22 protein-coding genes and 1 tRNA gene are annotated in these 25,296 nt (G+C 37.0%); 20 read left to right on the forward strand and 3 right to left on the reverse strand.

What is annotated here, in order from left to right:
• Nucleotides 1-193 precede the first annotated feature (193 nt).
• The 9 genes from KJS44_RS03320 to KJS44_RS03355 all read left to right on the forward strand — a co-directional run bounded on the left by KJS44_RS03320 (nt 194) and on the right by KJS44_RS03355 (nt 11,044).
• Complete coding sequence (locus KJS44_RS03320; RefSeq protein WP_008689772.1) at nt 194-1,729, forward strand: ATP-binding cassette domain-containing protein; 1,536 nt, start codon at nt 194-196, stop codon at nt 1,727-1,729.
• 127 nt (nt 1,730-1,856) lie between these two features.
• Nucleotides 1,857-3,569: a molecular chaperone HscC gene (locus tag KJS44_RS03325; RefSeq protein WP_008689770.1), complete on the forward strand. Its 1,713-nt coding sequence runs from the start codon at nt 1,857-1,859 to the stop codon at nt 3,567-3,569.
• A gap of 12 nt (nt 3,570-3,581) precedes the next feature.
• Entirely contained in the window at nt 3,582-5,360 is a 1,779-nt protein-coding gene (locus tag KJS44_RS03330; protein ID WP_008689768.1) for a J domain-containing protein, read from the forward strand.
• A 193-nt stretch (nt 5,361-5,553) separates the two neighbouring features.
• Nucleotides 5,554-5,982, forward strand: a complete 429-nt coding sequence (locus KJS44_RS03335) for a MarR family winged helix-turn-helix transcriptional regulator (RefSeq protein WP_008689766.1) — start codon at nt 5,554-5,556, stop codon at nt 5,980-5,982.
• Between the two features lie 11 nt (nt 5,983-5,993).
• Nucleotides 5,994-7,409 (forward strand): MATE family efflux transporter, encoded by a 1,416-nt coding sequence (locus KJS44_RS03340; RefSeq protein WP_008689763.1) that lies wholly within the window; start codon nt 5,994-5,996, stop codon nt 7,407-7,409.
• Nucleotides 7,410-8,072: 663 nt separating this feature from the next.
• On the forward strand, nt 8,073-8,624 hold the full coding sequence (locus tag KJS44_RS14640; RefSeq protein ID WP_276512701.1) for a reverse transcriptase domain-containing protein: 552 nt from the start codon (nt 8,073-8,075) through the stop codon (nt 8,622-8,624).
• Between the two features lie 58 nt (nt 8,625-8,682).
• On the forward strand, nt 8,683-9,393 hold the full coding sequence (locus tag KJS44_RS14645) for a group II intron maturase-specific domain-containing protein (RefSeq protein ID WP_276512702.1): 711 nt from the start codon (nt 8,683-8,685) through the stop codon (nt 9,391-9,393).
• Between the two features lie 129 nt (nt 9,394-9,522).
• Complete coding sequence (locus KJS44_RS03350) at nt 9,523-10,338, forward strand: purine-nucleoside phosphorylase (protein ID WP_008689760.1); 816 nt, start codon at nt 9,523-9,525, stop codon at nt 10,336-10,338.
• A 1-nt stretch (nt 10,339) separates the two neighbouring features.
• Nucleotides 10,340-11,044, forward strand: coding sequence for a hypothetical protein (locus KJS44_RS03355; protein ID WP_008689759.1), 705 nt, complete (start codon nt 10,340-10,342; stop codon nt 11,042-11,044).
• Between the two features lie 146 nt (nt 11,045-11,190).
• On the opposite strand, the gene KJS44_RS03360 is transcribed toward KJS44_RS03355, so the two are convergent.
• Together KJS44_RS03360 and KJS44_RS03365 are read right to left on the reverse strand one after the other, a co-directional pair.
• Nucleotides 11,191-11,457: a hypothetical protein gene (locus KJS44_RS03360; protein ID WP_008689758.1), complete on the reverse strand. Its 267-nt coding sequence runs from the start codon at nt 11,455-11,457 to the stop codon at nt 11,191-11,193.
• A gap of 106 nt (nt 11,458-11,563) precedes the next feature.
• On the reverse strand, nt 11,564-13,276 hold the full coding sequence (locus KJS44_RS03365; protein ID WP_008689757.1) for a [FeFe] hydrogenase, group A: 1,713 nt from the start codon (nt 13,274-13,276) through the stop codon (nt 11,564-11,566).
• 263 nt (nt 13,277-13,539) lie between these two features.
• Here KJS44_RS03365 and murI point away from each other — a divergent pair, with 263 nt between their 5' ends.
• The 5 genes from murI (at nt 13,540) to KJS44_RS03390 (ending at nt 18,095) form a co-directional block, all read left to right on the forward strand.
• Nucleotides 13,540-14,382, forward strand: a complete 843-nt coding sequence (gene murI / locus KJS44_RS03370; RefSeq protein ID WP_017144569.1) for a glutamate racemase — start codon at nt 13,540-13,542, stop codon at nt 14,380-14,382.
• A 56-nt stretch (nt 14,383-14,438) separates the two neighbouring features.
• The gene (locus KJS44_RS03375; protein WP_008689755.1) at nt 14,439-15,815 is read left to right on the forward strand and encodes an aminopeptidase; all 1,377 of its coding nucleotides are present in this window, start codon (nt 14,439-14,441) and stop codon (nt 15,813-15,815) included.
• Nucleotides 15,816-16,004: 189 nt separating this feature from the next.
• On the forward strand, nt 16,005-16,799 hold the full coding sequence (locus tag KJS44_RS03380) for a hypothetical protein (RefSeq protein WP_008689753.1): 795 nt from the start codon (nt 16,005-16,007) through the stop codon (nt 16,797-16,799).
• Between the two features lie 115 nt (nt 16,800-16,914).
• Nucleotides 16,915-17,379 carry a hypothetical protein gene (locus tag KJS44_RS03385; protein WP_128130491.1) on the forward strand — a complete coding sequence of 155 codons (465 nt, stop codon included), beginning with the start codon at nt 16,915-16,917 and terminating at the stop codon, nt 17,377-17,379.
• A gap of 29 nt (nt 17,380-17,408) precedes the next feature.
• Nucleotides 17,409-18,095, forward strand: coding sequence for a LytR/AlgR family response regulator transcription factor (locus KJS44_RS03390; RefSeq protein ID WP_008689749.1), 687 nt, complete (start codon nt 17,409-17,411; stop codon nt 18,093-18,095).
• A gap of 243 nt (nt 18,096-18,338) precedes the next feature.
• Here the strand turns inward: KJS44_RS03390 and KJS44_RS03395 are convergent.
• Nucleotides 18,339-18,414, reverse strand: a tRNA-Gln gene (locus tag KJS44_RS03395).
• A 169-nt stretch (nt 18,415-18,583) separates the two neighbouring features.
• On the opposite strand from KJS44_RS03395, the gene gltX reads away from it, so the two are divergent.
• The 6 genes from gltX (at nt 18,584) to KJS44_RS03425 (ending at nt 25,286) form a co-directional block, all read left to right on the forward strand.
• Nucleotides 18,584-20,044 carry a glutamate--tRNA ligase gene (gltX, locus tag KJS44_RS03400; RefSeq protein WP_008689747.1) on the forward strand — a complete coding sequence of 487 codons (1,461 nt, stop codon included), beginning with the start codon at nt 18,584-18,586 and terminating at the stop codon, nt 20,042-20,044.
• A 211-nt stretch (nt 20,045-20,255) separates the two neighbouring features.
• On the forward strand, nt 20,256-20,699 hold the full coding sequence (locus KJS44_RS03405; RefSeq protein ID WP_008689746.1) for a PaaI family thioesterase: 444 nt from the start codon (nt 20,256-20,258) through the stop codon (nt 20,697-20,699).
• A gap of 207 nt (nt 20,700-20,906) precedes the next feature.
• The gene (locus KJS44_RS03410; protein ID WP_008689744.1) at nt 20,907-21,824 is read left to right on the forward strand and encodes a LysR family transcriptional regulator; all 918 of its coding nucleotides are present in this window, start codon (nt 20,907-20,909) and stop codon (nt 21,822-21,824) included.
• A 138-nt stretch (nt 21,825-21,962) separates the two neighbouring features.
• Complete coding sequence (locus tag KJS44_RS03415) at nt 21,963-22,445, forward strand: hypothetical protein (RefSeq protein ID WP_008689743.1); 483 nt, start codon at nt 21,963-21,965, stop codon at nt 22,443-22,445.
• Between the two features lie 76 nt (nt 22,446-22,521).
• Nucleotides 22,522-23,391 (forward strand): S24/S26 family peptidase, encoded by an 870-nt coding sequence (locus tag KJS44_RS03420; RefSeq protein WP_008689741.1) that lies wholly within the window; start codon nt 22,522-22,524, stop codon nt 23,389-23,391.
• Nucleotides 23,392-23,495: 104 nt separating this feature from the next.
• Nucleotides 23,496-25,286, forward strand: coding sequence for an aminopeptidase P family protein (locus tag KJS44_RS03425; protein WP_008689739.1), 1,791 nt, complete (start codon nt 23,496-23,498; stop codon nt 25,284-25,286).
• Nucleotides 25,287-25,296 lie beyond the last annotated feature (10 nt).

Consider the following 25,296-nt stretch of genomic DNA (forward strand, 5'->3'; position numbering starts at 1 on the left):
TTTTTATTTACGCTATCATAAAAAGCAAGATGAAGGAGTGATAGGATGTACAATCGATAATGAAACTTAAAAATGAATCCGTAAACAGAATCGTTTTTGTCGTGTCATTATCGTATGATCACTTATCCTGATGAACAATCACACAAAGAACGTCTGACGTTCTTTTCTTTTGTGTCAAAAGGAGGTATGTCCATTGCTTATTCTAAAAGATGTTACAATAAAAGATCAAAAGAATCATATATTACTTGATAAATTTAATTATTCCCTGGGAAATGAAGATAAGGTAGGAATTATCGGTGAAGAGGGAAATGGAAAATCAACCTTATTAAAAGCAATTTATAATACAAAACAAATAGAAGACTATGCAGAGGTAAGTGGAACGATTATTACAGACATGAAACATATCGGCTATTTTGAACAACAGTTAAATGACAAATGGCAGGAAAGCTATGTATATGAATATGTTTTAAAAAATGATGTTGCGGATATCATAGAAGCAGAAGACTATAATCGCCTAAAAGAATTTGAACAATTATGTCATCAGGTACATCTGGATGCCACCTGTTTGACATCAGAACAAAAAATCAAAACGTTAAGCGGTGGAGAAAAGGTTAAACTTCAACTGATAAAGTTGCTAGCCAGTCATCCGGAGCTATTACTTTTCGATGAGCCGACCAATGATTTGGACATTGAAACACTGGAATGGTTGGAACAATTCATCGTTCAACAGACAATACCGGTTATTTTTATATCACACGATGAAACATTATTGGAACATGCGGCCAATGTCATCATCCATCTGGAACAGCGAAATAAGAAAACAAAATGTGTGCATACGATCTATCGTGGTACCTATCAAGAGTATGTTAACAGCAGAGCAATGAAATTAAATAAAGAAGCCGCCTTAGCTTCGAAAGAACAGTTGGAATATCAAAAAAAGATGATCAAATTGAACGATATGCGTAATGCGGTACATGATGCATTGAATGATACGGTGCGCAACCCATCCATGGGGCAATTATTGAAAAAGAAAATGAAAAATATCAAGGCACTGGAAAACCGTCATGAAAGAGATGGGGTTCATAAGGTGGATACAGTAGAAGAAGCCATTGATGTCTATTTTGAAGCAACACCTTTACCGGCTGCGAAAATAGTTATGCAGTATCAGCTAAAGGAATTGCGCATACAAGAAAGAATACTGTTACAAGATGTTGATTTATTGATAAAGGGGCAAGCAAAAGTGGTAATTACAGGACGCAATGGCTGTGGAAAAAGTTTATTATTGAAAAGACTTTATGAAGAAATCAAGCTGCGCGATGATCTTAAGGTTGGGTATATGCCGCAAGCATACGCACAATGTTTTCAAGAACATGAGACACCTATTCAATTTCTCTTGGAAGAAGGTGATCAAAAGGATGTTACCAGAGCCAGAGAATTACTAGGAAGAATGAAATTTACGAGTGATGAAATGATACATTCCCTCATGGAATTAAGTGAAGGACAAAAAGCAAAAGTGTATCTTTTACGCTTCATTAAAACCAATTGCAATGTCTTACTGTTAGATGAGCCGACCCGCAATTTATCACCACTTACAAATCCGCTTCTTCGTCAGATCTTAAAGGAATTTAAAGGCTGTATCCTTGCGGTATCACATGATCGTAAGTTCATAGAAGAGGTTTTTACAACGCGATATCAAATCGTCGGGCAAAGGCTCATAAGATGGAAGTGATTATGATAGAGTAATGCCATAAACATGCGATAAGAAAATGTGAAAATTTTACTCATGTGCAAAGGGTATGATAAAATAAAAAAGCAAATGGATACACGCCTTCGTAGTTAAGAGAGGAAGATTTTATATGGCAATTATTGGAATAGATTTAGGTACAACCAATTCATTGGCCTGTGTTTGGCGAAATAACAAAGCAGAATTGATCCCAAATGCATTAGGGGAATATATAACACCAAGTGTCGTCAGTGTAAAGGATGATGAAATCTTAGTAGGACGATTAGCAAAGGAACGTCTGATTACCCATCCCCAAGACAGTGTTGCTGCGTTTAAGCGGGACATGGGTACAGCCAAGCAATATACGTTAGGTAATAAGACATTTAAACCTGAAGAGTTAAGTTCTTTTATCCTACGCCAACTGATTGAAGATGCAAAAATGTATTTGCAGGAAGACATCGAAGAGGTCATTATCAGTGTGCCGGCATATTTTAACGATGATCAGCGTTGGGCGACAAAGACAGCAGGGGCATTGGCGCAAGTAAAAGTGGAACGAATTATCAATGAGCCAAGTGCTGCTGCGTTAGCACAGCATATTCATGATGATGGGGAAGACAAAACTTTTCTCATTATCGATTTTGGTGGTGGTACTTTAGATATTTCCGTTGTAGATGCTTTTGATAATGTGATTGAAATAGCTGCGGTTGCCGGCGATAATCATTTAGGTGGGGAAGATTTTAACACCGTGATCGCTGAAGCCTTTTTAAGGGAACATGGTCTGTATGCTACAGATATCAGTGTCCAGGAAAAAGCGATGTTAATGAAGCAGGCAGAAATATGCAAACGTAAACTGAGTGAACAGGATGAGGTGAACATGAAAGTACGCATCCATGATACGCTTTTGAGTATGAAACTTACAAATCAGCAGCTGATTCTGTTGGGTAATAGCATCTTAACACGGATGGAAGGTCCCTTAAAACAAGCATTAAAGGATGCTGGTGATGATATTGGAGATATTGATGATATCATCCTTGTCGGGGGCTCTTGTAAGATGCCAGTCGTTCAGCATTATATAGAATATCTGACTAAGCATACCGTAACTATGCACTTGGATCCGGATAAGGCGATTGCTTATGGATGTGGAACAGCAGCCGGTATTAAAGAACGCAATCAAGAAATCAAAGATATGCTCCTTAGTGATATCTGTCCCTTCACTTTAGGCACTGCTATATATCCCGACGGGCTGAAGGATGCAATTATGAGTCCTTTGATTGAACGTAACAGTGTATTGCCATGTAGTCGGGAATCTTTGTATACGACTATACATGATCAACAAGAAGTCATTGATTTTGAAATTTATCAGGGAGAACATTACCATGCAGAAGATAATCTGTTATTAGGCAATTTAGAAGTTAAGGTACCACCCAATAAAAAAGGTAAGGAAATCGTAAAGGTTCGTCTAACTTATGATATAAATGGCATTTTAGAGGTGGATGCCTTTGTAATTTCTACCCGGCAAAGTTTTCATAAGATGATCTTATCGAAAAATAATCGTATGAGTGAGGCAGAAATTAAGCAAAAGCTCCAAGCATTAAAGGAGTTGAAGATACATCCACGTGATAAAGAACGTAATCGCTTATTACTGGCACGTGGTGAACGAATGTTTTTAGAACTTGTAAAAGAAGAACGTCAAATGGTAGCAGATCTGATGCGCTATTTTGAACAGGTATTGGAAAGTCAGAATGAACGTGCGATTGATCATGCTTATCATGAAGTCAGCCGACGCCTGGATAGCATAGAAGGGGATGGGGATACAACGACGATTCCTCGTTATTTTCAAGCATAGGGGGAATGAAGTATGAAATCTTGTTGGGAAATTTTAGCAATCACAGAAACAACAGATCTAAAAGCCATTAAAAAAGCCTATAGTAAAATGGTGAGACAATATCATCCTGAAGATGACCCCGAAATGTATCAAACGATACGCCAAGCTTATGAAAGCGCCCTAAAAATAGCCAAACAAAGCGCTATGTCGCAATCTGCAGAAAGTAACAATCAAGCGGAACATGAAGATATGCATAGCATCTATGAAAGGTTATTTGCTTTTGAAAAAGAGGAAGTTCATGCGAATGATGATGAAGAAGCGTACAAAGATGTTTTTGATGTATTGCAGTATATACAAAATAACTTTGTTGAAAAGTGGAAACAGCTCTATGAAACACAAGCCACATACAATGAATGGGAACAATTTTTTCAAGAGTATAAAGGTTTTGAAGACTATTTATTCGAAGCGTTAGAGGAATTAATACCATATCATAAAGACAATTGCGTATTTTCATGCGATACAGCGCTTCTTCTACGCTTGCGTCTTTCACTCTATCAATTTAAAAGAATAGAAACAAGCGTTCCTATCGAAGCCTTTGATGAACAATTAAAAAGGCAGACGATGATGGAGCTAAAGACACCGACTGCTGTTTTGCTGTCCATAAAAGAAAAGTATTTCTATGCACTTTTGCATCTCGTATTGATGGATTGGGCAGCACTCGACCAAAGTCCGCTGCGGACACAGCCATCCAGCTGGCAAGCTTTTTTTAAGACAGTAAGTTTTCAGCTGGTGAAACAAGAAGTTAAATTCCATGAACTCTTATGGAAGACATTGGATCGTCCAAAGCCACTTCAAAGCGAGGTACAACAGATGATGCAAGAGCAGCTTTCCTTGCCAAAGGAAAGTGAAGTGCTTGCTCATATAAGTGGAAAATGTTTTGACATAGTTGATTTCTCTGATTTGATGAGTAAACAAAGACCTGTTGAAGATACGGTGTTGGAGCGATGGATAATGCTGAGTGAATCAACTAAACGAAACGATACAGCGGTATGGATAACCTTTTTAAGTACGAATGCCTTTTTAGAAGCTAGGACAAATGGGCAATTCTTAAAACGCTTATCAGAGTATATCTTACCAAAGAAACGATATCGTCAATCTATCAAAGATCTTATGGATAGACAATTAAAATTATCATCCTATTTACTGTCTATCCAAAACAAAGCAGCGCAAGGTATCCCACCTGAGCAAGACGTAAAGAAAGCTGTCTTTCAATTGCATCAGTACTTGTCGAAAAGCAGAAAAGTACAGACTCCATCTAAATTACCATATATCATTGCAGTGGCCGTATTGTTTAGCATTATGACTGCTATGAATTACCAAGCAAAAGAGGAAAAAGATAGAATGAAGGAGTATAGCAATATTGTTCATTCTAGTTTTGATGAAAATATATATGATTTAGGCTTTATCATTTATGTCGAAGAAAAAGAAGGTAAAAAGATTTTGATGCAGGGTGATGAAGAATTGCTAGAAGTTAAAGATTATCGTAACAATAAAAGTAATTATCGCATTGTGAAGCTTAAAGACGGTTGGCATTTTTATGACCTTGCATATCGTCAAGTCATGGATGAGGTATATGATGACATTTTGGTTGTGAAAGGCAAAGATGGGGAGAGTGAATATTATGCAGCTTGTCTGCATGGTAAATGTGCCCTTTACGATGAACAATTAATAAGAGTAGAAGACTATAAATATATGAAGGATGATTTCCAAGGAAAATACTATGCTGATGGAAAACTGCATGATAAAAAATAAAATGTGATGAAAGGCTGCGCATACATCGGAAGCAAAGATGTTGGCAGCTTTTTTCATTTACTGATGAAAATATATATGACTTTACTGAAGCAAGACATCGTCAAAAAATCTTACATTTTATGGTTGCGTATGCAACTTTCATACGGTATAATACAATAGTTGTTTATGCAACGGTAAGTTAAGAGGTGATGAAATGCCTGCTATTAGTAAATATTCTTCCATGGTATATCGGCTAAGTCAGATTTATTTCGATGAACAACTGGCACCCTATCATATTGGCTGTGGACAGCAGTTTTTTCTATTACATATCTATCGTCATCCGGGGATTAATCAATATGAGCTTGCATATCAAGATCATTATGATAAAGGAACGACGGCCAGAGCAGTAAAAAAATTAGAGGAGCAGGGTTACGTATTGCGACGCAGTGATGAACATGATCGTCGTATCACGAAACTGTATGTGACAAAAAAAGGTGAGGCCATTGTTGAGATGATCAATCAAGTGCTTGCTGATTGGCATGCGATCATCACAGATGGGTTAAGTGATGAAGAATGCGAAGTTACAGCGCGCCTCATGGGAAGAGTAGCAGCGAATGCAGCTGCTTTCGTTAAAAAGAAATAAGGAGGGAATCTATGGAACAACATGTACATCCAAAAACAAGAAATCCATTAGGGTATCAGCCGATTGGACGGCTGTTAATGCGTTTTGCTATTCCCAGTGTCATCAGTATGCTGGTGAATGCATTATATAATATTGTTGATCAAATTTTCATCGGGCAAGGTGTTGGTTATCTGGGAAATGCCGCAACAACGGTCACATTTCCTTTGATGACAATTCTTTTGGCAATAGGCACGATGTTGGGAGCCGGTGGTAGTGCTTATGCGGCAATCAAATTAGGGGAAAAGAAAGAAGACGAAGCCGAAAATACATTGGGAAATGAATTTTTGATGCTGTTGGTCATCGGTCTTTTGATTACTGTAATTGGTTTAGTCTTCTTAGAACCTATATTAAACTTATTTGGCGCAACACCGAAAAATATGGCCTATTCGAAAGACTATGCAAGCATTATTTTGTTAGGATCTACGTTTAATTTGTTAGGTATCGGATTATCCAATATGGCAAGAACGGATGGCAGTCCTAATGTCGCCATGTATAGTATGCTGGCAGGTGCTATTTTAAACACGATGCTCGATCCATTTTATATTTTTGTCTTGCATTGGGGAGTAAAAGGTGCTGCGATTGCGACCATAACATCACAAATCATTGGTGCTGTCATCTTACTATATTATTTCTTGAAAAAAGGTCATATGCGTTTACGCTTTGATCATATGAAGTTAAAATCATCCATCTGTAAAGCGATTTTCGCATTAGGAATCTCTAGTTGTATTACACAGACAGCAGCGACAATTATGCAGGTTGTCATGAATAACTCTTTGGTATATTATGGTGATATGACATCGACCGGTGGAGATGTGGCATTAAGTGCTATGGGCATTGTCTTAAAGGTTTCGATGATCATTACTGCTATTTGTGTGGGCATTGGTATTGGTGCGCAACCCATTTTGGGATTTAATAAAGGCGCAAATCAACCAAAGCGCATTAAAAGTACTTATAAGCGTGCGGCTGGTATTGCGACAATTACTTCCATTGTTGGCTGGTTGTTATGCATTACCATTCCTCATATCATATTATCTTTATTTGGCAGTGGCAATGCGACATTTACCGAATTTGCTATCCGCTGTATGCGTATCTTTATGATGGGAATCTTTTGTGCAGGGTTCCAGATAACAGCGACAAGCTATTTTCAGGCAACCGGGCAGCCATTAAAGGCGAGTGTCTTATCGATGATGCGGCAATTGATCTTATTGATCCCTTTAATTTTAATCTTACCTATGATCTTTGGTTTAAATGGTATTTTATATGCCGGTCCGATAGCCGATATAACAAGTGGTATTGTTGTATTCGGTTTTATCTCTCATGAAATGAAGAAATTGGACAAGCAGATTGAGGATGAAGATGGAAAAGAAGAATTAGGGGTACTGGAATAGACTATTAAGAAACAGAAGCTAAAAGATAGGAAAATCTGATTCTCATAATCCTTTATGAACGCGCATGTAAGGATACTGCCTTATATCGCATAAGCAATGAAGAGTGGCAATTGCCACTTTTTTATTGTGTGGCGGGCATGCCACATATCTAGGGTGAAAATCCCTCGGGGCGTAGTTATCGACGAACCCTAGAGCGACTTGCAAGTTTCATATCGTGAGGTATGGGAGAGAGGAAGCAATAGCGAAATCGTGGCTTAACGGACAGGAAGTCTGAACATTAAGTTTGGATGGCTGATAATAAGGCGACATTAGTGGATGAGATGGCAATAAGCATCAAAGTCCAAAAGATAACCGTAACCTAATGGCGTAAATCAGATAAGTAAACGAGGAAAGATATGTGACTTACCCCGCGAGGTCTCATTGGCTTAGTAGGCGAGACGTAGAACGACGTGCAGTCGAGGAGTAGTAACAACGAACAATGAGAAGTCAGCCGAGGTCATAGTAGGTAGAAATACTGAAGGACTGAACGTTTTAATCGCACGAGCAAAATGTGTGTTTCTTACAACAATCAGACAGGGGTATGAGTGAAAACGTAAATGAGCAAATATCCAAAACACATATGATGATTTGTAAGAAAGCGGAAAGGATAGGAGTGCACAAAGTATGTCAAAACTATTAGAAAAGATACTGAACAGAGAAAATATGAACAAAGCCTATAAACGTGTAAAAGCGAACAAAGGAACAAGCGGAATTGATGAAATAACGATTGAGGATGCCTATGTTTATATAAAAGAGAACTGGGAACGTATCAGAGCTGAAATCACAGAGAGGAAGTACAAACCACAGTCAGTAAAGCGGGTTGAAATACCAAAAGCGAATGGAGGAACTAGAAATCTGGGGATACCAACGGTAATGGATAGAATCATCCAGCAGGCAATGGTACAAGTATTAAGTCCAATATGTGAAACGTTCTTTTCGGATTATAGTTATGGATTCAGACCAAATCGGAGTTGTGAACAGGCCATAATGAAATTATTGGAATATATCAATGATGGATATGAATGGATAGTAGACATTGACTTAGAGAAATTCTTTGACAACGTACCACAGGATAAATTGATGAGTTATGTACACATCATCATAAATGATGGAGATACAGAGTCGCTCATACGAAAATATCTTAAAGCAGGTATCATGATAAACGAAAAAATATGAAAAGAGTGAAAAGGGAACACCACAAGGTGGAAACCTATCACCATTACTAAGTAATATTATCCTAAATGAATTAGACAAAGAATTAGAAAGCAGAGGGTTACACTTTACCAGATACGCAGATGACTGTGTGATAGCGGTAAAAAGTAGAGCCAGTGCGAACAGAGTGATGCATACAATCACAAAGTGGATTGAACACAAATTAGGACTGAAAGTAAATGCGACAAAAACGCATATTACAAGACCTAATAAATTAAAATATCTAGGCTTTGGATTTTATTATGATACCAAAGCTGAGAAATATTGTGCAAGACCACACGCAAGTTCCATACAACGATTTAAGAGGAAACTAAAACAGCTAATAATCAGAAAGAACACAATGGCTTTAAAAGAAAGAATAAGACGACTGAACCAAGTAATACGAGGATGGATAAACTACTATTCCATATGTAATATGAAAACACATATGACAAGGATAGATGAACATCTTCGTACAAGACTGCGAGTAATCATATGGAAACAGTGGAAAGTACCCAGCAAGCGACAGTGGGGATTACAAAAACTTGGGATTAGAAAAGATAGAGCAAGACAGACATCGTATATGGGAGACCATTATCAATGGGTAGTAACCAAAACATGTGTGGTAAGAGCAATATCAAAAGAAAAACTAGCCCAAAAAGGACTAGTCAGTTGTTTAGACTACTATATAGAGAGACACGCTTTGAAATTAAAACGAACCGCCGTATACGGAACCGTACGTACGGTGGTGTGAAAGGGTGATTTATTTCACCCTACTCGATTGCTCAATCAGTATCCTTCCATAATAAAATAGGGATATGTATTCCTTCTTCTTCTTATATCGTTTATAATAAAAGTAAGAAAAAGTAAAGGAGGCAGCACTATGTTTTATGATGATGTAATGGAGGCTAAATCTTATATACAATTGCATATAAACAAGGCTCCTGAAGTAGGGATGATCTTAGGCAGTGGTTTAGGTCAGTTAAGTGAACAAATCGAACATCCTATCACTCTACCTTATGACAGCATTCCTCACTTTCCTATTTCACGTGTAGCGGGACATGAAGGTAATCTTATCATCGGAGAAATGCATGGCAAAAGCGTGATGGTGATGCAGGGAAGATTTCATTATTTTGAAGGCTATGATATGAAGGAAATTACCTTTCCGGTGTTTGTGATGAAAATGTTAGGGGTACATGATCTTATTATTACCAATGCTTGTGGCGGTATCAATCGCACGTTTCAGCAGGGAGATTTAATGCTGATTGATGATTTTATCAATGGCGTTTCTGTGAATCCGTTAATTGGTGTAAATGATGAACGCTTTGGTCCACGCTTTCCAGATATGTCTGAACCATATAGTTCAGATTTAAGAAATTTGGCAAAGACAATAGCTGATCGTTTAATGATACCTTATCATAGTGGTGTATATACGATGTGGCAAGGTCCTTATTATGAAACAGCGGCAGAAATACGCATGTTTGAGCGTGCCGGCAGCGATGCCATAGGCATGTCTACTGTTCCCGAAACCATAGCGGCTAATTACTTAGGTATGCGAGTCTTAGGCATTTCCTGCATAACCAATATGGCAACCGGTATCTGTAAAGAAAAACATTCCCATGAAGAAGTTTTAAAAGTTGCGGAAACGGCAAGCAGCCGTTTATGTGCATGGATTCAAAATATTTTGCAGGAAATGTGATATGAGGGGAATCTGGGAACATAATGGCATTGGTGGCATTTTATGGAGTGAAGATTATCCGGGAGCAAGTGGTAGAGGAAAGACGTTACAAGAAGCAAAGGGTAAACTGTTGCATGATATTCAGCGATATCAAAAATGGTGTGCGCTAGATAAGACCTGCCCAAAAGCTAATGAAGATATCGTCATAGTTCAGGAAAAGGACAGTACCTTACAAGTGCAGGATGCAGATAGTGATGTGCTATTTGATAGTGAACGAAACAGCCTACATATCGAAGAATATCTTATATTGAAACAGCGTTGCATACAATCAGCGCATGATTTTCTTACCTTATATCAAAGCATACCTAAGAAATTATACACTGATCTATTTCCCCGTAAGACTTTTTATGGGAAGATTCCTACAACAGCACAAGCAATGTATGAACATACCAATAATGTCACGTCTTATTATATGGGAGAAATAAAGGTATCACTGCAAAACCTGACAAACATATATGAGAATCGTTTACAGGCTTTTGCATTATTAGAGAAACAAGAGCATTTTTTAGATAATAAGATTTATATAGGAAATTATGATGAAGCATGGACACTGGCAAAGGTCATGCGTCGTTTTATCTGGCACGATACGATTCATGCAAAGGCGATGTATCGTATGGCGATGCGCAAATGGGATAGGAAGATAATCCGTAATCCTTATCAATTCTAAAAAAGGTACAGAGAGCTGATGATGAAATGATCATCAGTAACCTGTACTTTTTTCATAATGATAGTCAAGGTGAAGGCAAGAACGACATATGCTTAATAATATTCATTAAGCAGTTGCGTAAGATGGCGATGAAGCTCAAGCAGCTATTATTTATGATACCAACTATAGTATTCTTCATCCTTTTCACTTGCGATTTCTTCTATCATTTCTTCTTCATAAATATAGAAGGTCTGATTGCCATATAATGCCAGAAAGTCTTCCATTGAAAGCATAAAACGGGAATATTCATTTTGTATGCGAACACCATCTTTATGCTGGATAGCATACACCATCCCCTTTTTATCTGTCGTACAAACGATGGCATGTGCCTTTAAACAATCTTTTAATTGTTGTATTGAATTAATTTTTTCCATAGGAATACCTCACTGTCCATTATTGTATCGTAAAAATGTGAAAGAAGCCAAGTCTTTCATAAAAATAAATCAAAAACCTCATTGTTTTGGCAATGAGGTCTATTGTTTATGCAATCTTTTCAAACATTTCTTTAGGAACCGTACAAATCGGACACTTGTAGTCATCGCTTTCTTTTGTGATATCACCTTCATAGATGTAACCACAAATCGTGCAGCGATATTTTACATCCGTACTTGTTTCTTCTGCAGGTGCTTGTGTAGCTGGCTCCTTAACTAATTCAAACATTTCTTTAGGAACCGTACAAATCGGACACTTGTAGTCGTCACTTTCCTTTGTGATATCACCTTCATAGATGTAGCCACAGATCGTACAGCGATATTTCACATCAGAAGATGTAGGTGTTCCTGCTACAGTTGAATCAGCTTCAAATGCCTTTGCGTAAACAGCGGGATCTTCACCTAAATCTTTGCGTTCATGATAGGTCGTATGCAATAAAGCTTCGGCCAAAGTACTTAAAGGTGTGCCATAGAATTCTTCATAGACAGCTTTGATATGTGGATTATCATGGGAATTACGCAAGCTCATAGAAGCATCTTTATCATATAATGAAGCAATGCGTTTTTTACGGATATCCTGCATATCTTCACCGATATGCTTTGGCTGTCCGCCTCCGCCGATGCAACCACCAGGACATGTCATAACTTCCACAAAGTCATAATGTGTTTTGGTTTCTTCCATATGCGCAATAAATTTACGGGCATTATCTGTACCATGCACAACAGCAACGCGTACAGGAATATCGGCAATCGTTACACTGGCTTCACGTACACCGGCAAGCCCGCGTATCGCTTCAAGCTTCAATAAATCATCACCAGGCTGTTCATTTGTAAGAAAATAATAGGCACTTCTTACAGCAGCTTCCATAACACCACCGGTATTGCCAAAGATGACACCGGCACCACTACCTCTAGGCATGAGGCTATCATAGTCACTTTCCCCAACACTAGTTAGATCTAAATTTTCTGCACGCAGCCAATTCGCTAACTCTTTTGTGGTAACTACCTTATCACAGTCACGATACCCTTGGGTATGATGATAGTTTGCGGCATCATGAAATTCTTCTCTGGTAATTTCAAATTTCTTTGCGGTACATGGGGTAATGGCTACTATATAAATATCTTCAGGAGCGATTCCTTCTTTCTTCGCAAACCATGTTTTAATGGTCGGCGCAAACATACTGATTGGAGATTTGCTAGATGAAATATTTGGTAATAGCTGTGGATAATAGGTTTCAACGAATTTTATCCATGCCGGGCAGCAGCTGGTAAATTGCGGTAATGGTTTCTTGTTTTGAATGCGATCAATCAGTTCACTGGCTTCTTCCATAATGGTCAAATCTGCCGCAAACGTTGTATCGAATACATAATTCACACCAACACTGCGAAGAGCTGCAACCATTTGTTTCTCTACATAGCTTCCGGCTTCCATGCCAAATTCTTCACCTAAGCCAACGCGCACACTTGGCGACGTGATTGCCACCACTTTTTTCTTGCCGCTTTTAATGACATCCGCTACTTCCATCCAATCCTGACGCTCAACCAAAGCACCTGTTGGACAAACATTTACACATTGTCCACAATGAATACAAATGGCGGTATCCTCTGTTTTTAATAAATCATAATGATGACCGACAGATATTTCTTTCTTACAAACTTCTTTACATTGTCCGCAACGAATACATAAGCTCTCAATTCGTCGTATTGCCGGATTATCATTTTCAACTGGTACTCGTATATCTATACTTACATGTTTGCTCATAAACTTTCCTCCATATTTAAGAATGATTCTTAATATATTCATATCATACCTTTATTTCCAGTATCTGTCAATATACTTCTCAATGAATCTTATTTTTTCTAACATGGGCTTTTTTTTAATGCTTCAAAAACCATTGTCACACGATTTTTATGCAATTTTAAAATTTTACATAGTAAGAAAAGAATCCTAGAGAATGCGAAATGATTTAAGGTCTGCAGAAACTTTCCTTCCGTGTGTAAAATTTATTGAAACTAGATGAAAGAATGAAGAAAAAAGGGTATAATGATAAGGCAGTAATGATTTATGAGGAGAGTGATGATGTGACGGAAATAGAAAAAGCAATAGGGGTTTTTGATTCCGGACTTGGCGGCATCAGCGTATTAAGAGAATTACGCAGATGGATGCCAAAAGAACGATATCTCTACTTTGGCGATTCTGCCTTTGCGCCATATGGAGAAAAAGCGCGTACAGACATCACACAGCGCTGCATACAGATATGTGATGAATTGGTAAATAGAGGTGTAAAAGCGATTGTGATTGCTTGTAATACCGCAACGAGTGCTTGTGTAGAAGAACTGCGCAAGCGTTATCCGCACTTACCAATCGTTGGTATGGAACCAGCCTTAAAACCTGCTGTTGAAGGAAAGCAGGCTCAACAGGTCATCGTTATGGCAACACGCTTCACCTTGAAAGAGAAAAAATTTGAGTTACTGATGTCACGCTATCAGAAAGAGCATTGTATCTATAAATTACCAACTCCTAAGTTAGTAGAATTAGTTGAACAAGATAAGTTGGAAGATCATGCTCTTGTGGAAGCTACGCTAAGGGAATACTTTGCCCCTTATGATCTATCAGGTATAGATAGTATCGTATTAGGCTGTACACATTTTGTGTTCTTCCGTGAACAGATACGTCATATCGTAGGAAATCAAATAGCTCTTGTGGATGGCAATGCCGGCACCAGCCGCCATGTCTTAGAATTGCTAGAGAAGCATGGAACTTGTCAAACAGAGGATGGTCATCATGATATTACGATATTAAATTCATCCCCGGATCCTGCTTACATAGCATTGAGTAAAAAGCTGTTGAACATAGAAAGTTTTTAAGTTGAAATCAAAAGGCAAACAGTTATATAATGTCATACAGAATGGAGGAAATGAAAATGAGAGAAATTGCATGGAACAAATATGATGAGCAAAAGATGAAAGAAGTCATGGACTTCTCTGAAGGCTATAAGAAATTTATCTCGGAATGTAAAACAGAAAGAGAATGTGTTACAGAAAGTATAAAAATTGCGGAAGCACACGGGTATCGTAATCTGGAAGATGTCATTCGCAATCAGGAAACTTTAAAGCCAGGTGATAAGGTGTATGCGAATAATATGGGGAAGACCATTGCCTTATTTTTGATTGGTAAAGAACCTTTAGAAAAAGGAATGAAAATTCTTGGTGCACATATTGACAGCCCACGTCTGGATTTAAAACAGAATCCTTTATATGAAGATAAAGATCTGGCAATGCTGGAAACCCATTATTATGGTGGTATCAAAAAATATCAGTGGGTTACATTGCCACTTGCGATGCATGGTGTCATCGTTCGTAAAGATGGCAGCAGTGTGCAGGTGAACATTGGTGAAAATGAAAATGATCCGGTTGTCGGTATCAGTGATTTATTAGTTCATTTGTCAAGTGATCAGCTAGGTAAAAAAGGTAGTGTGGTTATTGAGGGTGAAGACTTAAATATCACGGTAGGCAGCATTCCTCTTAAGGATGAAGAAAAAGACGCAGTGAAGATGAATGTCTTAAAGCTGTTGAAAGAAACCTATCAGATCGAAGAAGATGACTTTGTATCTGCGGAAATCGAAGTTGTACCTGCCGGCAAGGCAAGAGATTATGGATTGGATCGCAGTATGGTAATGGGATATGGTCATGATGATCGCATCTGTGCATACACATCTTTAATGGCTTTATTAGAGATGCAAGAAATTGATCGTAGCGCTGTTTGTTTATTAGTGGATAAAGAAGAAGTTGGAAGTATCGGGGCAACCGGTATGGAATCAAAATTCTTTGAAAATATGGTGGCAGAAGTCATGAATTGTTTGGGAGATTACAGCGAATTAAAAGTACGTCGCGCATTAGCTAATTCTCGCATGCTGAGCAGTGATGTAAGTGCAGCCTTTGATCCTAACTATGCATCTGTTATGGAACCTAAAAATTCCGCATACATGGGAAAAGGTATTGTCTTTAATAAATACACCGGCTCACGTGGAAAAGGTGGCTGTAATGATGCAAATGCAGAATATATCGCAGCTTTAAGAAATATCATGGAAAAAGAAAACGTATCTTATCAGACAGCTGAGCTTGGTAAAGTTGATCAGGGCGGCGGAGGAACGATCGCCTATATTCTGGCACAATATGATATGGAAGTCATTGACTGTGGTGTCGCATTGCATAATATGCATGCACCATGGGAAATCGCCTCAAAAGCAGATATCTATGAAACAACAAGAGGATATGTAGCTTTCTTAAAACATGCATAAGGTATAAGATGGATGGTATGAAACATGTGCCATCTTTTCTTTATGCGATATAGTTGAAAAGCATATCCCAATACGCAATTACGATGATTACTGTGTAAAAGATTAGCAGAGAATGCAAAATCATAGCAGGTATATGGAAAGAAAGAGGTGAGATATTTATAATGCTAGTGAAAGATGAGGTATGAAAATATGAAATTTAAAAAAGTTATTAACTTTAGTATGGCTTTATTGATGCTTTTCAGCAGTATGCAGGTAGTTTATGGTAAAGAATCAAGTTCTTTAGATGAAGAAATCAAAGAAAAGGCTATAAAAGATAAGAAAGTTTTAAATCCTAAAACATATGAAAACATAGTGAAGCAATCGTCCGATATTGAAGAAATTAATGCAAAACTTGATAAATATGTTGTTAAAGAAGAAGTTATATATGAAAATTCAAAGAGTAGAACAAGTAATGGAAAAAAACGTATTACTAAAAAATATTTATATAGTTATGATAATAATCTTCAATCAAAAAGTAAGATTGGTTCGTTAAATACTTTAGCTAATATTGTTTTAAGTTTTGCTAGTTTGGTTCCAAGTACCATGCAATTTAAAATTTCGTTACTGGCAATAGCAACTACTATTTTAGGTATACCAAAAGGTGAGGTCACAACCACGAAATCTGTTAGTGGTAAAACAAAATATGATACTATATTAACAATTAAGACAGGTGAGATTTATGAAAATGGATGGATAGGTAAAGCACAATCTAGAGAAAAAAAGTATTCAAGCTATATATTAGCTAGTGGTTATAATAAAAAAGGTAAACATTTTTCTAAAACTTGTGAGTTAGGCACAATGAAAAAACAAACAGGTAAGTATTTCTCAGATAGTAGTTTATTAGCGAGAGTTAGGTATGGAATGCAACCAACAGAAATTTGGGATGAACATACTGGAAAAACTACGTATTATAAAAAAACGGTAAAGAATTGTAAAATTAAGTGATGCTTTCTATGATGTTATATAAAAATATAGTATAATATAAACGGTGGTGAAAATTATGATAAAGGAAAAAAAGAACCTTATTATCTTTATAAGTATTCTTTTGATAGGTATATTCATGCTTTTTGTAATAATGCAAAAAAAGGAAACAGCTGTTTGTGAAAACGGTATGATGACAAATGTGAACAGTAAAGATATCCAAAAAAACTATGGTGTAGATGTAGCTTTTATCGAAGATGCAGTAGCTGACATAGCTGATTCTGTAAGCAATGGACAATTTGAAATATCCTTTACAAAAAAGGATTGTTCATCAGATGCATGGGCAGCACTTAGTGGCACATACTCTTTTTACGTCAATGAAAAACATGCTTTATTACATTTGATTGTGAATAAAGTGAATGAGCGTCATGGATACGAATTAGAACAACTGACTTCGGCAAAAACGGTACAGCTAGGAAAGATTGAGGCAAAGTTACAAACCGAAAATACGCTAGGCATTTTGCAATTTCAAAAGGATGGCTATGCATTTCAAATTATCTTACCAAAGGATATCATGCATCGCTTTATCGCAACAGTGAAATAATGCAACAGTAAAAAGGTGGGGCATGGGTTATGAAAAATTATAAAATTGTTGTATGTGATGATAGCAAAGATATGCGTGATATGATATACAAGAAATTAAAAAGCCTTGATAACATAAATTTTGATGTTGTTTTAGCTGATGATAGAACGATTGATCTATCACAAGAATATGATGCGTATCTGTTGGATATCGAAATGCCACATACGGATGGCTTTGCGCTAGCTACGAAAATTCATTCATTATATAAGAATGCTTTGATATTATTTTTAACTAGCCATACGGAGTTATCAATGGTTGGTTATGAATATCAAGTATTCCGTTTTATAGGAAAAAATGATTTGGATTCTGTGTTTGAAACTTATATGAAAGATGTGAAAGAGGAGCTGGATCGCAGAAATCGTTATCTTATTGCAAAGGATGAGGAAGGCAATGAGATGGTGGTTTACTTGCGAGAAATTATTTGTATATATTCAGAAGGAAATTATTTGAATTATGCAACGTCCAAGCAGATATATCGTAATAGAGAAAAGTTAAAAAATTTTAAAGGGGATGTTTTCATACAGGCATCTAATGGGATGCTTGTGAATTTCTGTCATATAAATAAGATTGAAAAATCGCATGTTTTATTAAGTAATCAAAATAAAGTGAAATTAGGAAGAACATATAAGAAAGATTTTCTTACCAAAGTTATGCAATGTCGTATTGCGTCTATTTAAAGGAAAAAGATTTTTTGCCTTTTTTCTATAGGCTAAAATGATACAGGTGATACAATAGGTCATCTGTAATCGTAAGGGACATAACTAGGGGAGAAACGATAAAGAATGAAAAAAGTGCAAGAAATCCAAAAGGAAGACGAGCACTTTTTTTGGTAATTACCTTGATTATAAACTAACACATCCAAGCACCCCAGCAATCATTTTTGCACAAAAAAAGTCGCATCTGCGACTTCATTTTTTATATGGCTGGGGTACTTGGATTCGAACCAAGGAAATGCCAGATTCAGAGTCTGGTGCCTTACCGCTTGGCTATACCCCAATTTCGGCAACACCGATATTCTAATAAAAAACCATGCATTTGTCAACAACAAATTTCATTATTTTAAGGAAACTTTCGAAAAAGTTTGGAAATGGATAAAAAATTCATTGCCAATGCCATTTCTTTATTATATTATTAGTATGCTGATTGAAAGGGTGACAATACATATATGAGTAAAATTAGAACGAGATTTGCACCAAGCCCTACCGGTTATATGCATATCGGTAACCTGAGAACTGCTTTATTTGAATATTTGATCGCAAAGCATGAAGATGGTGACTTCATTCTTCGTATTGAAGATACCGACCAAGAACGTTTAGTAGAGGGTGCCGTAGATATTATTTACGATACATTAAAAGAGGTCGGTTTAACCCATGATGAAGGGCCAGATGTTGGTGGTGATTTTGGACCATACGTTCAATCTGAACGCTTGCCTATGTATAAAAAATATGCCGATGAATTGGTTGATCTTGGTGGTGCACATTATTGCTTCTGCGGTGAAGAAGAGATTGAAAAACAGCGCAAAGAAGCCGAAAGCCTTGGTATCTCTTTTAAATATGATGATCCATGTAAACACATCTCTGTTGAAGAGGCAAGAGAACGTATCGCAAATGGCGAGAAATATGTCGTACGTCAGACCATCAAGCATAGTGGCGAAACCTATTTTGATGATGAAGTATATGGACGTATCGAAGTGGATAACAGTATCTTAGATGAAAGTGTACTGCTAAAATCTGATGGGTATCCTACATATAACTTTGCGAATATCATTGATGACCACCAAATGGGAATCACCCATGTCGTACGTGGAAACGAATACTTGTCTTCCACACCAAAATACAATCTGATTTATCAGTCTTATGGATGGGACATTCCAACATATGTACATGTTCCACCGGTTATGAAGGATGAACAGCATAAGTTGAGCAAACGTAATGGGGATGCCAGTTTCCAGGATCTAGTCAAGAAAGGCTATCTTCCACAGGCTATTTTAAACTACATCGCATTATTAGGATGGTCTCCGGAAACAGAACAGGAAATTTATACGTTAGAAGAATTAATTAAAGTATTTGACATTAAACGTATTTCTAAATCACCAGCCATCTTTGATATTGATAAACTGACTTGGATGAATGGTATGTATTTACGTGAGATGAGCGTTGAAGAATTCTATGAACTGGCAAAACCATATATTGAACAAAGCGTTCATCGCCCTGTGGATATGATGGCTGTAGCGCGCATTTTGCAGCCACGTACTGATGTTTTATCCACGATACCGGAAAGTATTGACTTTATTGATGAATTGCCGGAATATGATATTGCCATGTATGTTCATAAGAAGATGAAGACAACGTATGAAATTGCCTTAAAGGCGCTAAAAGCTGCGAAAGAGGTTTTATCAGAGCTGAACGACTGGTCAAATGAAGAAACCCTTCATGAATTACTGTTAGCATTGCCGAAACAGATGGAAATGAAAAATGGGCAGATTTTATGGCCGGTACGTACCGCTATTACGGGAAAACAGTTCACTCCGGGTGGAGCTATTGAAATTGCGCATATCTTAGGTAAAGATGAAACATTAAAGCGTATTGAAGTTGGTATCGCAAAGCTAGAAAAAGAGGTAAACTAAAACCAATACACAAACAACCTGTACAAGCGGGTTGTTTTCTTTTTCTATAAGCAAAAGAGTATACGTTTTTCTACGCAATTGAATTATGATTTAAAAGAAAAGTTACTATCTTTATGGATGAGCAAGGAATATCTTAGCAGTTAGATTCCATGCTCTTTGCGTTGTTATTTTTATGGAATGTATCTATAATAGAGGCATGGGAGGTATTGTTATGGAAAAGGATTATATACAGCAGCGTTTACATGACTTTATCAATCGCCGTTTACAGGCCCAAAATACGATTAATGCAATGATGGAAATGCGCGTGCTTTCTATCAACATAAATAAAAAACAGGTGATATTACAATTCCCTGTGCAAAAATGGCAATTAAATCCTGCCGGGCATATGCATGGAGGCATGCTTTCAACCGCTATGGATATTACGATGGGATGTGCATCCTATATCTTTAGTGATGCCAGCTTTACACCAACGATTCAAATGTCTGTAAACTTTGATAAGGGGATAGCGGAGCATGAAACATTGGTGATTGAAGGCTATTGTGATCATGTGGGAAGCCGCATCGTTCAAGCTCGAGCAATTGCACACTTTTCTGACAGCAATGCGCTTGTTGCTACAGCCAATGGTTCCTATGCTGTTAACCATAGACAAAACTAAAAAGTATTGATTCTCTAACGGTGTTTCGAATGTAGTTTCATTTTGATCGATTCCTTAATTTTCATATCGATGACATGTCATCTTTATAAGAAACTATCATCATGGATTTATTCGTTTTTTTAGAATCTTTCATATACATTTAATCATAAGAATATCATATCTGAAATAAACATGGTACAATCATATTATACAATATGGGAGAATGTTATGAAAAAGGATCAATTAAAGAATTTTGTTGAGGTCGCTGATTGCGGCAGTATCAACAAAGCAGCGGAAAAACTCTATATCAGTCAGCCTAGCTTAAGTCGTTCAATTCACGCATTAGAAGAAGAAATGGGGAGAAAACTTTTTATCCGCTCAAATCGTGGTATCACCCTTACACCTACTGGTAATCTCCTTTACTATTATGCACGTTCGATTTTAAATCAGTTTCGTGTATTAGAGCGTTTGAAAAAATTAGAAAATGAGCAAATCTATAGTAAACTATCAATTTCTGTAAATTCTATATTTCTACATGATGATATGATTTTGGAATTTTATAAACGTGCTTCTTCAGCCGAAACAGAGATACATTTCATTGAAACCACAGCAGAAGAAGTTTTACAAAATGTGGTACAGCTACGCTCTGAAATCGGCATTACGATTTTGAATGATTTACAACTTGGCGTGTTTTCAAAAATGGCAGAGATAAAAGAAATTGAAGTTATGGTAATGGATCGTAAGCCATTATATGTACATGTTAACGAAAAGATACCGTTACAAGATAGTCGCTTTGTCGATGCTGAAGAGTTAATTGAGTATCCTTATATACATTTACCGAAAGATTTCTTTTCTGATTTAAATCAATCACTAACCATCAACAAAACGTTGTTATCGGATTTTAAAAAAATGATTACGATGAGTAATTATCATGCTATTATCAACATGATCAATCACGCTCAAGCCTTTTTATTAGGAAATCAATGGCAAATAGATGAATTGCGACATTCTAATATTCGCAGTCTGCGTTTTAAAAATTGCGATATCATGGAAAATTTCGTTATTATAAAAAGAAAGCGAGAGATTTTATCCAGTGCAGCAGAAATCTTTCTTGATATTTTGAAAAAAGAATATGAGTTTATGTAGTTATGCGAAAAAAACATAACCAGATATGATGCTATTAGCATTATGCAACTTTCCTTTTCTGGCTTACAATAAGGATGTAAAGAAAAAGACATAAATTGTCTGCAAGAAAAACATTACTTTGAAGAGGAGAGAATTATCATGAAAAAAAGTACATTATTATCACTCGCTACCGCTGGTGCCATCGTATTAACATCAGCAGGAACTTACGCTGTTTGGGATACATTAAGTGGAACATCAACAGGTCAGATCACTGTTGCTAATTCTAGCGTTACAGTTGCCGCAACAAATATGACGTTTGTAGAAGGTACAGATACAATTGGAGAAGATAGTATAGCGTATACTGGAACAGCTAAATTTGAAGTAACAGATGCTGGTAACAATGTGAATACGATGACATTAGTACCTACAGTGAAAAATGGAGAAAATATTGTAAATGCTGCTGATGTTGATGTCACAATCAAAAAAGGTGAAGTAGCATTAACTAAAACAGATGCTAACTATACAGATACTACTTTAACAAGTGGTGATAATGAATATACGGTAGAAGTCACTGTAAAAAATAAAGCTTTAGCTGGTAATACATTAGATGTTGAAGTGACAGGTACTGCAAGTCATAGTTAAGCAAAAAGCCGTCGAACGACGGTTTTTTTAAAAGGAGGTTCTCTTTAAGATAGAATATGTTAAAGGAGAGATTGTCATGCAATTGAGAAAAAAATGGCTAAAATTGATAAGTGCTGCCCTCTTGACAGTACTTTTATCATGTCTGTTAAGTGCTGTCTTTTGGCCGGAAAAGACTTCTCAATTCATCGGTTATCGTTTTTATACGGTATTAACGGATAGCATGGAGCCGATCATTCCTACACATTCTCTAGTATTCAGTAAACGGATTGATGAAGATGAACCATTGCAGCCAGATACTATCGTTACCTTTCATGCCAATCGTTTTGGTAAAGATATTTTATTGACGCATTATTTTAAGAAGACACAGGTCAAAGATGGAATAACTTATTATCGAACACAAGGTGCGAGTGCAAAAGATTATGATAATTATGAAACAACACGTTCAGATATTATCGGAAAATATATGTTTCATATTCCTTATTTGGGAAAGATCTTCCTCTTTCTAAAAAGCCCTTTTGGTTTACTCATGTATGCAGAATTAGCAGTGATTTTTCTGATAAATCGTGTGATACGCACACGATGGGAAGAAAAGGATACAGAAATCAAAGAAAAAGAAAAGGCATTATCAGAAGTAAAGAAACAAATGCAGAAAAGGCTATCCATCACAAAGCTTACTTCCTTTATCGATATGAATGACACGCTCCACCTGCATGGGACATTGACAAATTATTTTCCTGAAGCCGTTTCTTACATAGTTGCAAAACTGACTTTCTATGATGAGCAAAAACATGAACTCTTCCATGAAAAATGGTATCTCTGTGGTAAAGAAGGGATACTTGCTAAGGAAAGTAAAGATTTCTCTTATACGCATTTACATGCCAAAGATATAGTGCATTATCACATAGTTATTCTTTCGTATAAAAATATGGAGGATGCACAGGAGTGATGAAACATCACTTCTTTTTTTAAACGCATATTTGCGTAAAGGAGTGGGCAGAATATGCAAAATGAGGTACAATAGGATAGACGATTGATGAGGAGGCAAATGCTATGACGATTATTGAAAAACTAACAGCTTTGCGTTCGCTGATGAAAGAACGCCATATGGATGCCTATATCATTCCAACATCCGATTTTCATGAGACCGAATACGTGGGAGAACATTTTAAGGCAAGAAAATATATGTCTGGTTTTAGTGGGTCTCAGGGAACTTTAATCGTATGTCAGGATAAGGCAGCGTTGTGGACGGATGGGCGCTATTTTATTCAGGCTGAAAACCAGTTACAGGGAACAACGATTGATTTAATGAAACAAGGTGAAGAAGGCGTCCCTACGATGGAAGAATATTTATATGAAAATGTTTTTGAACATGGTACGGTAGGCTTTGATGGGCGCGTAATGAACACTGCCCTTGTGGAAAAACTAGCGGATAAATTACAGGCGAAAAAAAGTACTTTTGCTTGTGAAGAAGATTTGGTAGGAATGATCTGGAAAGACAGACCGGCATTGCCCAAAAAGAAAGGGTTCTTTTTAGAAGAGTGCTACAGTGGAGAAAGTACAAAAGAAAAACTGAAACGCATTCGTGCTGTCCTAAAACAAGAAAAAGCGACACATCATATCGTAACATCTTTGGATGATATTGCTTGGATCTTGAATATGCGTGGCTGGGATATTGCCCACTTCCCGGTAATGCTAAGTTATCTGATCATTGATGAAAACAGTGCATCCTTATATATTAATGAAAGCAAGCTTGATGATCAATTACGTGATAATTTGCAAGAAAATGCTATTGTCATATGTCCATACGATGCCATTTATGAGGATGTGAAAAAAATTGCCCAAGATGCTGTTGTGCTGTTGGATAAAACGATCGTGAATTATGCTATTACTTCAGGGCTGCATAAGGAGATTACCGTAATAAATCGTCCTAATCCTAGCCAACTTATGAAGGCGATGAAGAATCCGATTGAATTGGCGAATAATCGAAAAGCACACATTAAGGATGCGATTGCCATGTGTAAATTTATGTATTGGTTAAAAGCCAAGATCGGTAAAGAAACGATTACCGAAATCAGTGCCAGTGCATACCTGGAAACATTACGCAAGGAACAGGGCTGTTTCGATATCAGCTTTGATACCATATCGGCTTATAAGGAACATGCGGCAATGATGCATTATAGTGCCAATGAGGAAACAAATGCCGAATTGAAACCGGAAGGCATGTTATTGGTAGATAGTGGCGCACAGTATTTGGAAGGCACCACCGATATTACCAGAACCTTTGTGTTAGGTGCTATCAGTGATGAAATCAAGCATCATTTCACAACAGCATTGCGTTCCCATATCGCGTTATCAAAAGCACATTTCTTATATGGTTGTCGTGGCTTAAACTTGGATATTTTGGCAAGAGGACCATTATGGGATCTTGCTCTAGATTATAAATGTGGTACCGGTCATGGCGTAGGACATGTATTGAATGTTCATGAAGGTCCAAATGGTTTCCGCTGGCGCATTGTACCAGAAAGAAATGATAGCTGTGTATTAGAGGAAGGTATGACGCAGTCAAATGAACCGGGTGTTTATGTCGAAGGCTCTCATGGTATTCGTCATGAAAATGAAATGGTCGTATGCAAGGGTGAAAAGAATGAATATGGTCAATTTATGTATTTTGAAACCATTACGTTTGTGCCCTTTGATCTGGATGGTATTGATGCATCTTTATTAACACAGTATGAAAAAGCATGGTTGAATGCATATCATCAAGAAGTATATGAAAAGATTTCTCCTTATTTAAAGGAAGAAGAACAAAGCTGGCTTCGTGAAGCGACCAGAGCAATCTAAAAGAAAAGAG

The organism is Longicatena caecimuris, from assembly GCF_018406465.1.
GTDB classification, from domain to species: domain Bacteria; phylum Bacillota_I; class Bacilli_A; order Erysipelotrichales; family Erysipelotrichaceae; genus Longicatena; species Longicatena caecimuris.

Excerpts from the sequence above, each read along its gene's own strand:
- gltX (WP_008689747.1), top strand. The coding sequence starts at position 18,584 with ATGAGTAAAATTAGAACGAGATTTGCACCAAGCCCTACCGGTTATATG.
- KJS44_RS03325 (WP_008689770.1), top strand. The coding sequence starts at position 1,857 with ATGGCAATTATTGGAATAGATTTAGGTACAACCAATTCATTGGCCTGT.
- KJS44_RS03365 (WP_008689757.1), bottom strand. The coding sequence starts at position 13,276 with ATGAGCAAACATGTAAGTATAGATATACGAGTACCAGTTGAAAATGAT.
- KJS44_RS03410 (WP_008689744.1), top strand. The coding sequence starts at position 20,907 with ATGAAAAAGGATCAATTAAAGAATTTTGTTGAGGTCGCTGATTGCGGC.
- KJS44_RS03375 (WP_008689755.1), top strand. The coding sequence starts at position 14,439 with ATGAGAGAAATTGCATGGAACAAATATGATGAGCAAAAGATGAAAGAA.
- murI (WP_017144569.1), top strand. The coding sequence starts at position 13,540 with ATGAAGAAAAAAGGGTATAATGATAAGGCAGTAATGATTTATGAGGAG.
- KJS44_RS03330 (WP_008689768.1), top strand. The coding sequence starts at position 3,582 with ATGAAATCTTGTTGGGAAATTTTAGCAATCACAGAAACAACAGATCTA.
- KJS44_RS03335 (WP_008689766.1), top strand. The coding sequence starts at position 5,554 with ATGCCTGCTATTAGTAAATATTCTTCCATGGTATATCGGCTAAGTCAG.
- KJS44_RS03385 (WP_128130491.1), top strand. The coding sequence starts at position 16,915 with ATGCTTTTTGTAATAATGCAAAAAAAGGAAACAGCTGTTTGTGAAAAC.
- KJS44_RS03415 (WP_008689743.1), top strand. The coding sequence starts at position 21,963 with ATGAAAAAAAGTACATTATTATCACTCGCTACCGCTGGTGCCATCGTA.
- KJS44_RS03355 (WP_008689759.1), top strand. The coding sequence starts at position 10,340 with ATGAGGGGAATCTGGGAACATAATGGCATTGGTGGCATTTTATGGAGT.
- KJS44_RS03340 (WP_008689763.1), top strand. The coding sequence starts at position 5,994 with ATGGAACAACATGTACATCCAAAAACAAGAAATCCATTAGGGTATCAG.
- KJS44_RS03350 (WP_008689760.1), top strand. The coding sequence starts at position 9,523 with ATGTTTTATGATGATGTAATGGAGGCTAAATCTTATATACAATTGCAT.
- KJS44_RS14640 (WP_276512701.1), top strand. The coding sequence starts at position 8,073 with ATGTCAAAACTATTAGAAAAGATACTGAACAGAGAAAATATGAACAAA.
- KJS44_RS03360 (WP_008689758.1), bottom strand. The coding sequence starts at position 11,457 with ATGGAAAAAATTAATTCAATACAACAATTAAAAGATTGTTTAAAGGCA.
- KJS44_RS03390 (WP_008689749.1), top strand. The coding sequence starts at position 17,409 with ATGAAAAATTATAAAATTGTTGTATGTGATGATAGCAAAGATATGCGT.
- KJS44_RS03425 (WP_008689739.1), top strand. The coding sequence starts at position 23,496 with ATGACGATTATTGAAAAACTAACAGCTTTGCGTTCGCTGATGAAAGAA.
- KJS44_RS03420 (WP_008689741.1), top strand. The coding sequence starts at position 22,522 with ATGCAATTGAGAAAAAAATGGCTAAAATTGATAAGTGCTGCCCTCTTG.
- KJS44_RS03405 (WP_008689746.1), top strand. The coding sequence starts at position 20,256 with ATGGAAAAGGATTATATACAGCAGCGTTTACATGACTTTATCAATCGC.
- KJS44_RS03380 (WP_008689753.1), top strand. The coding sequence starts at position 16,005 with ATGAAATTTAAAAAAGTTATTAACTTTAGTATGGCTTTATTGATGCTT.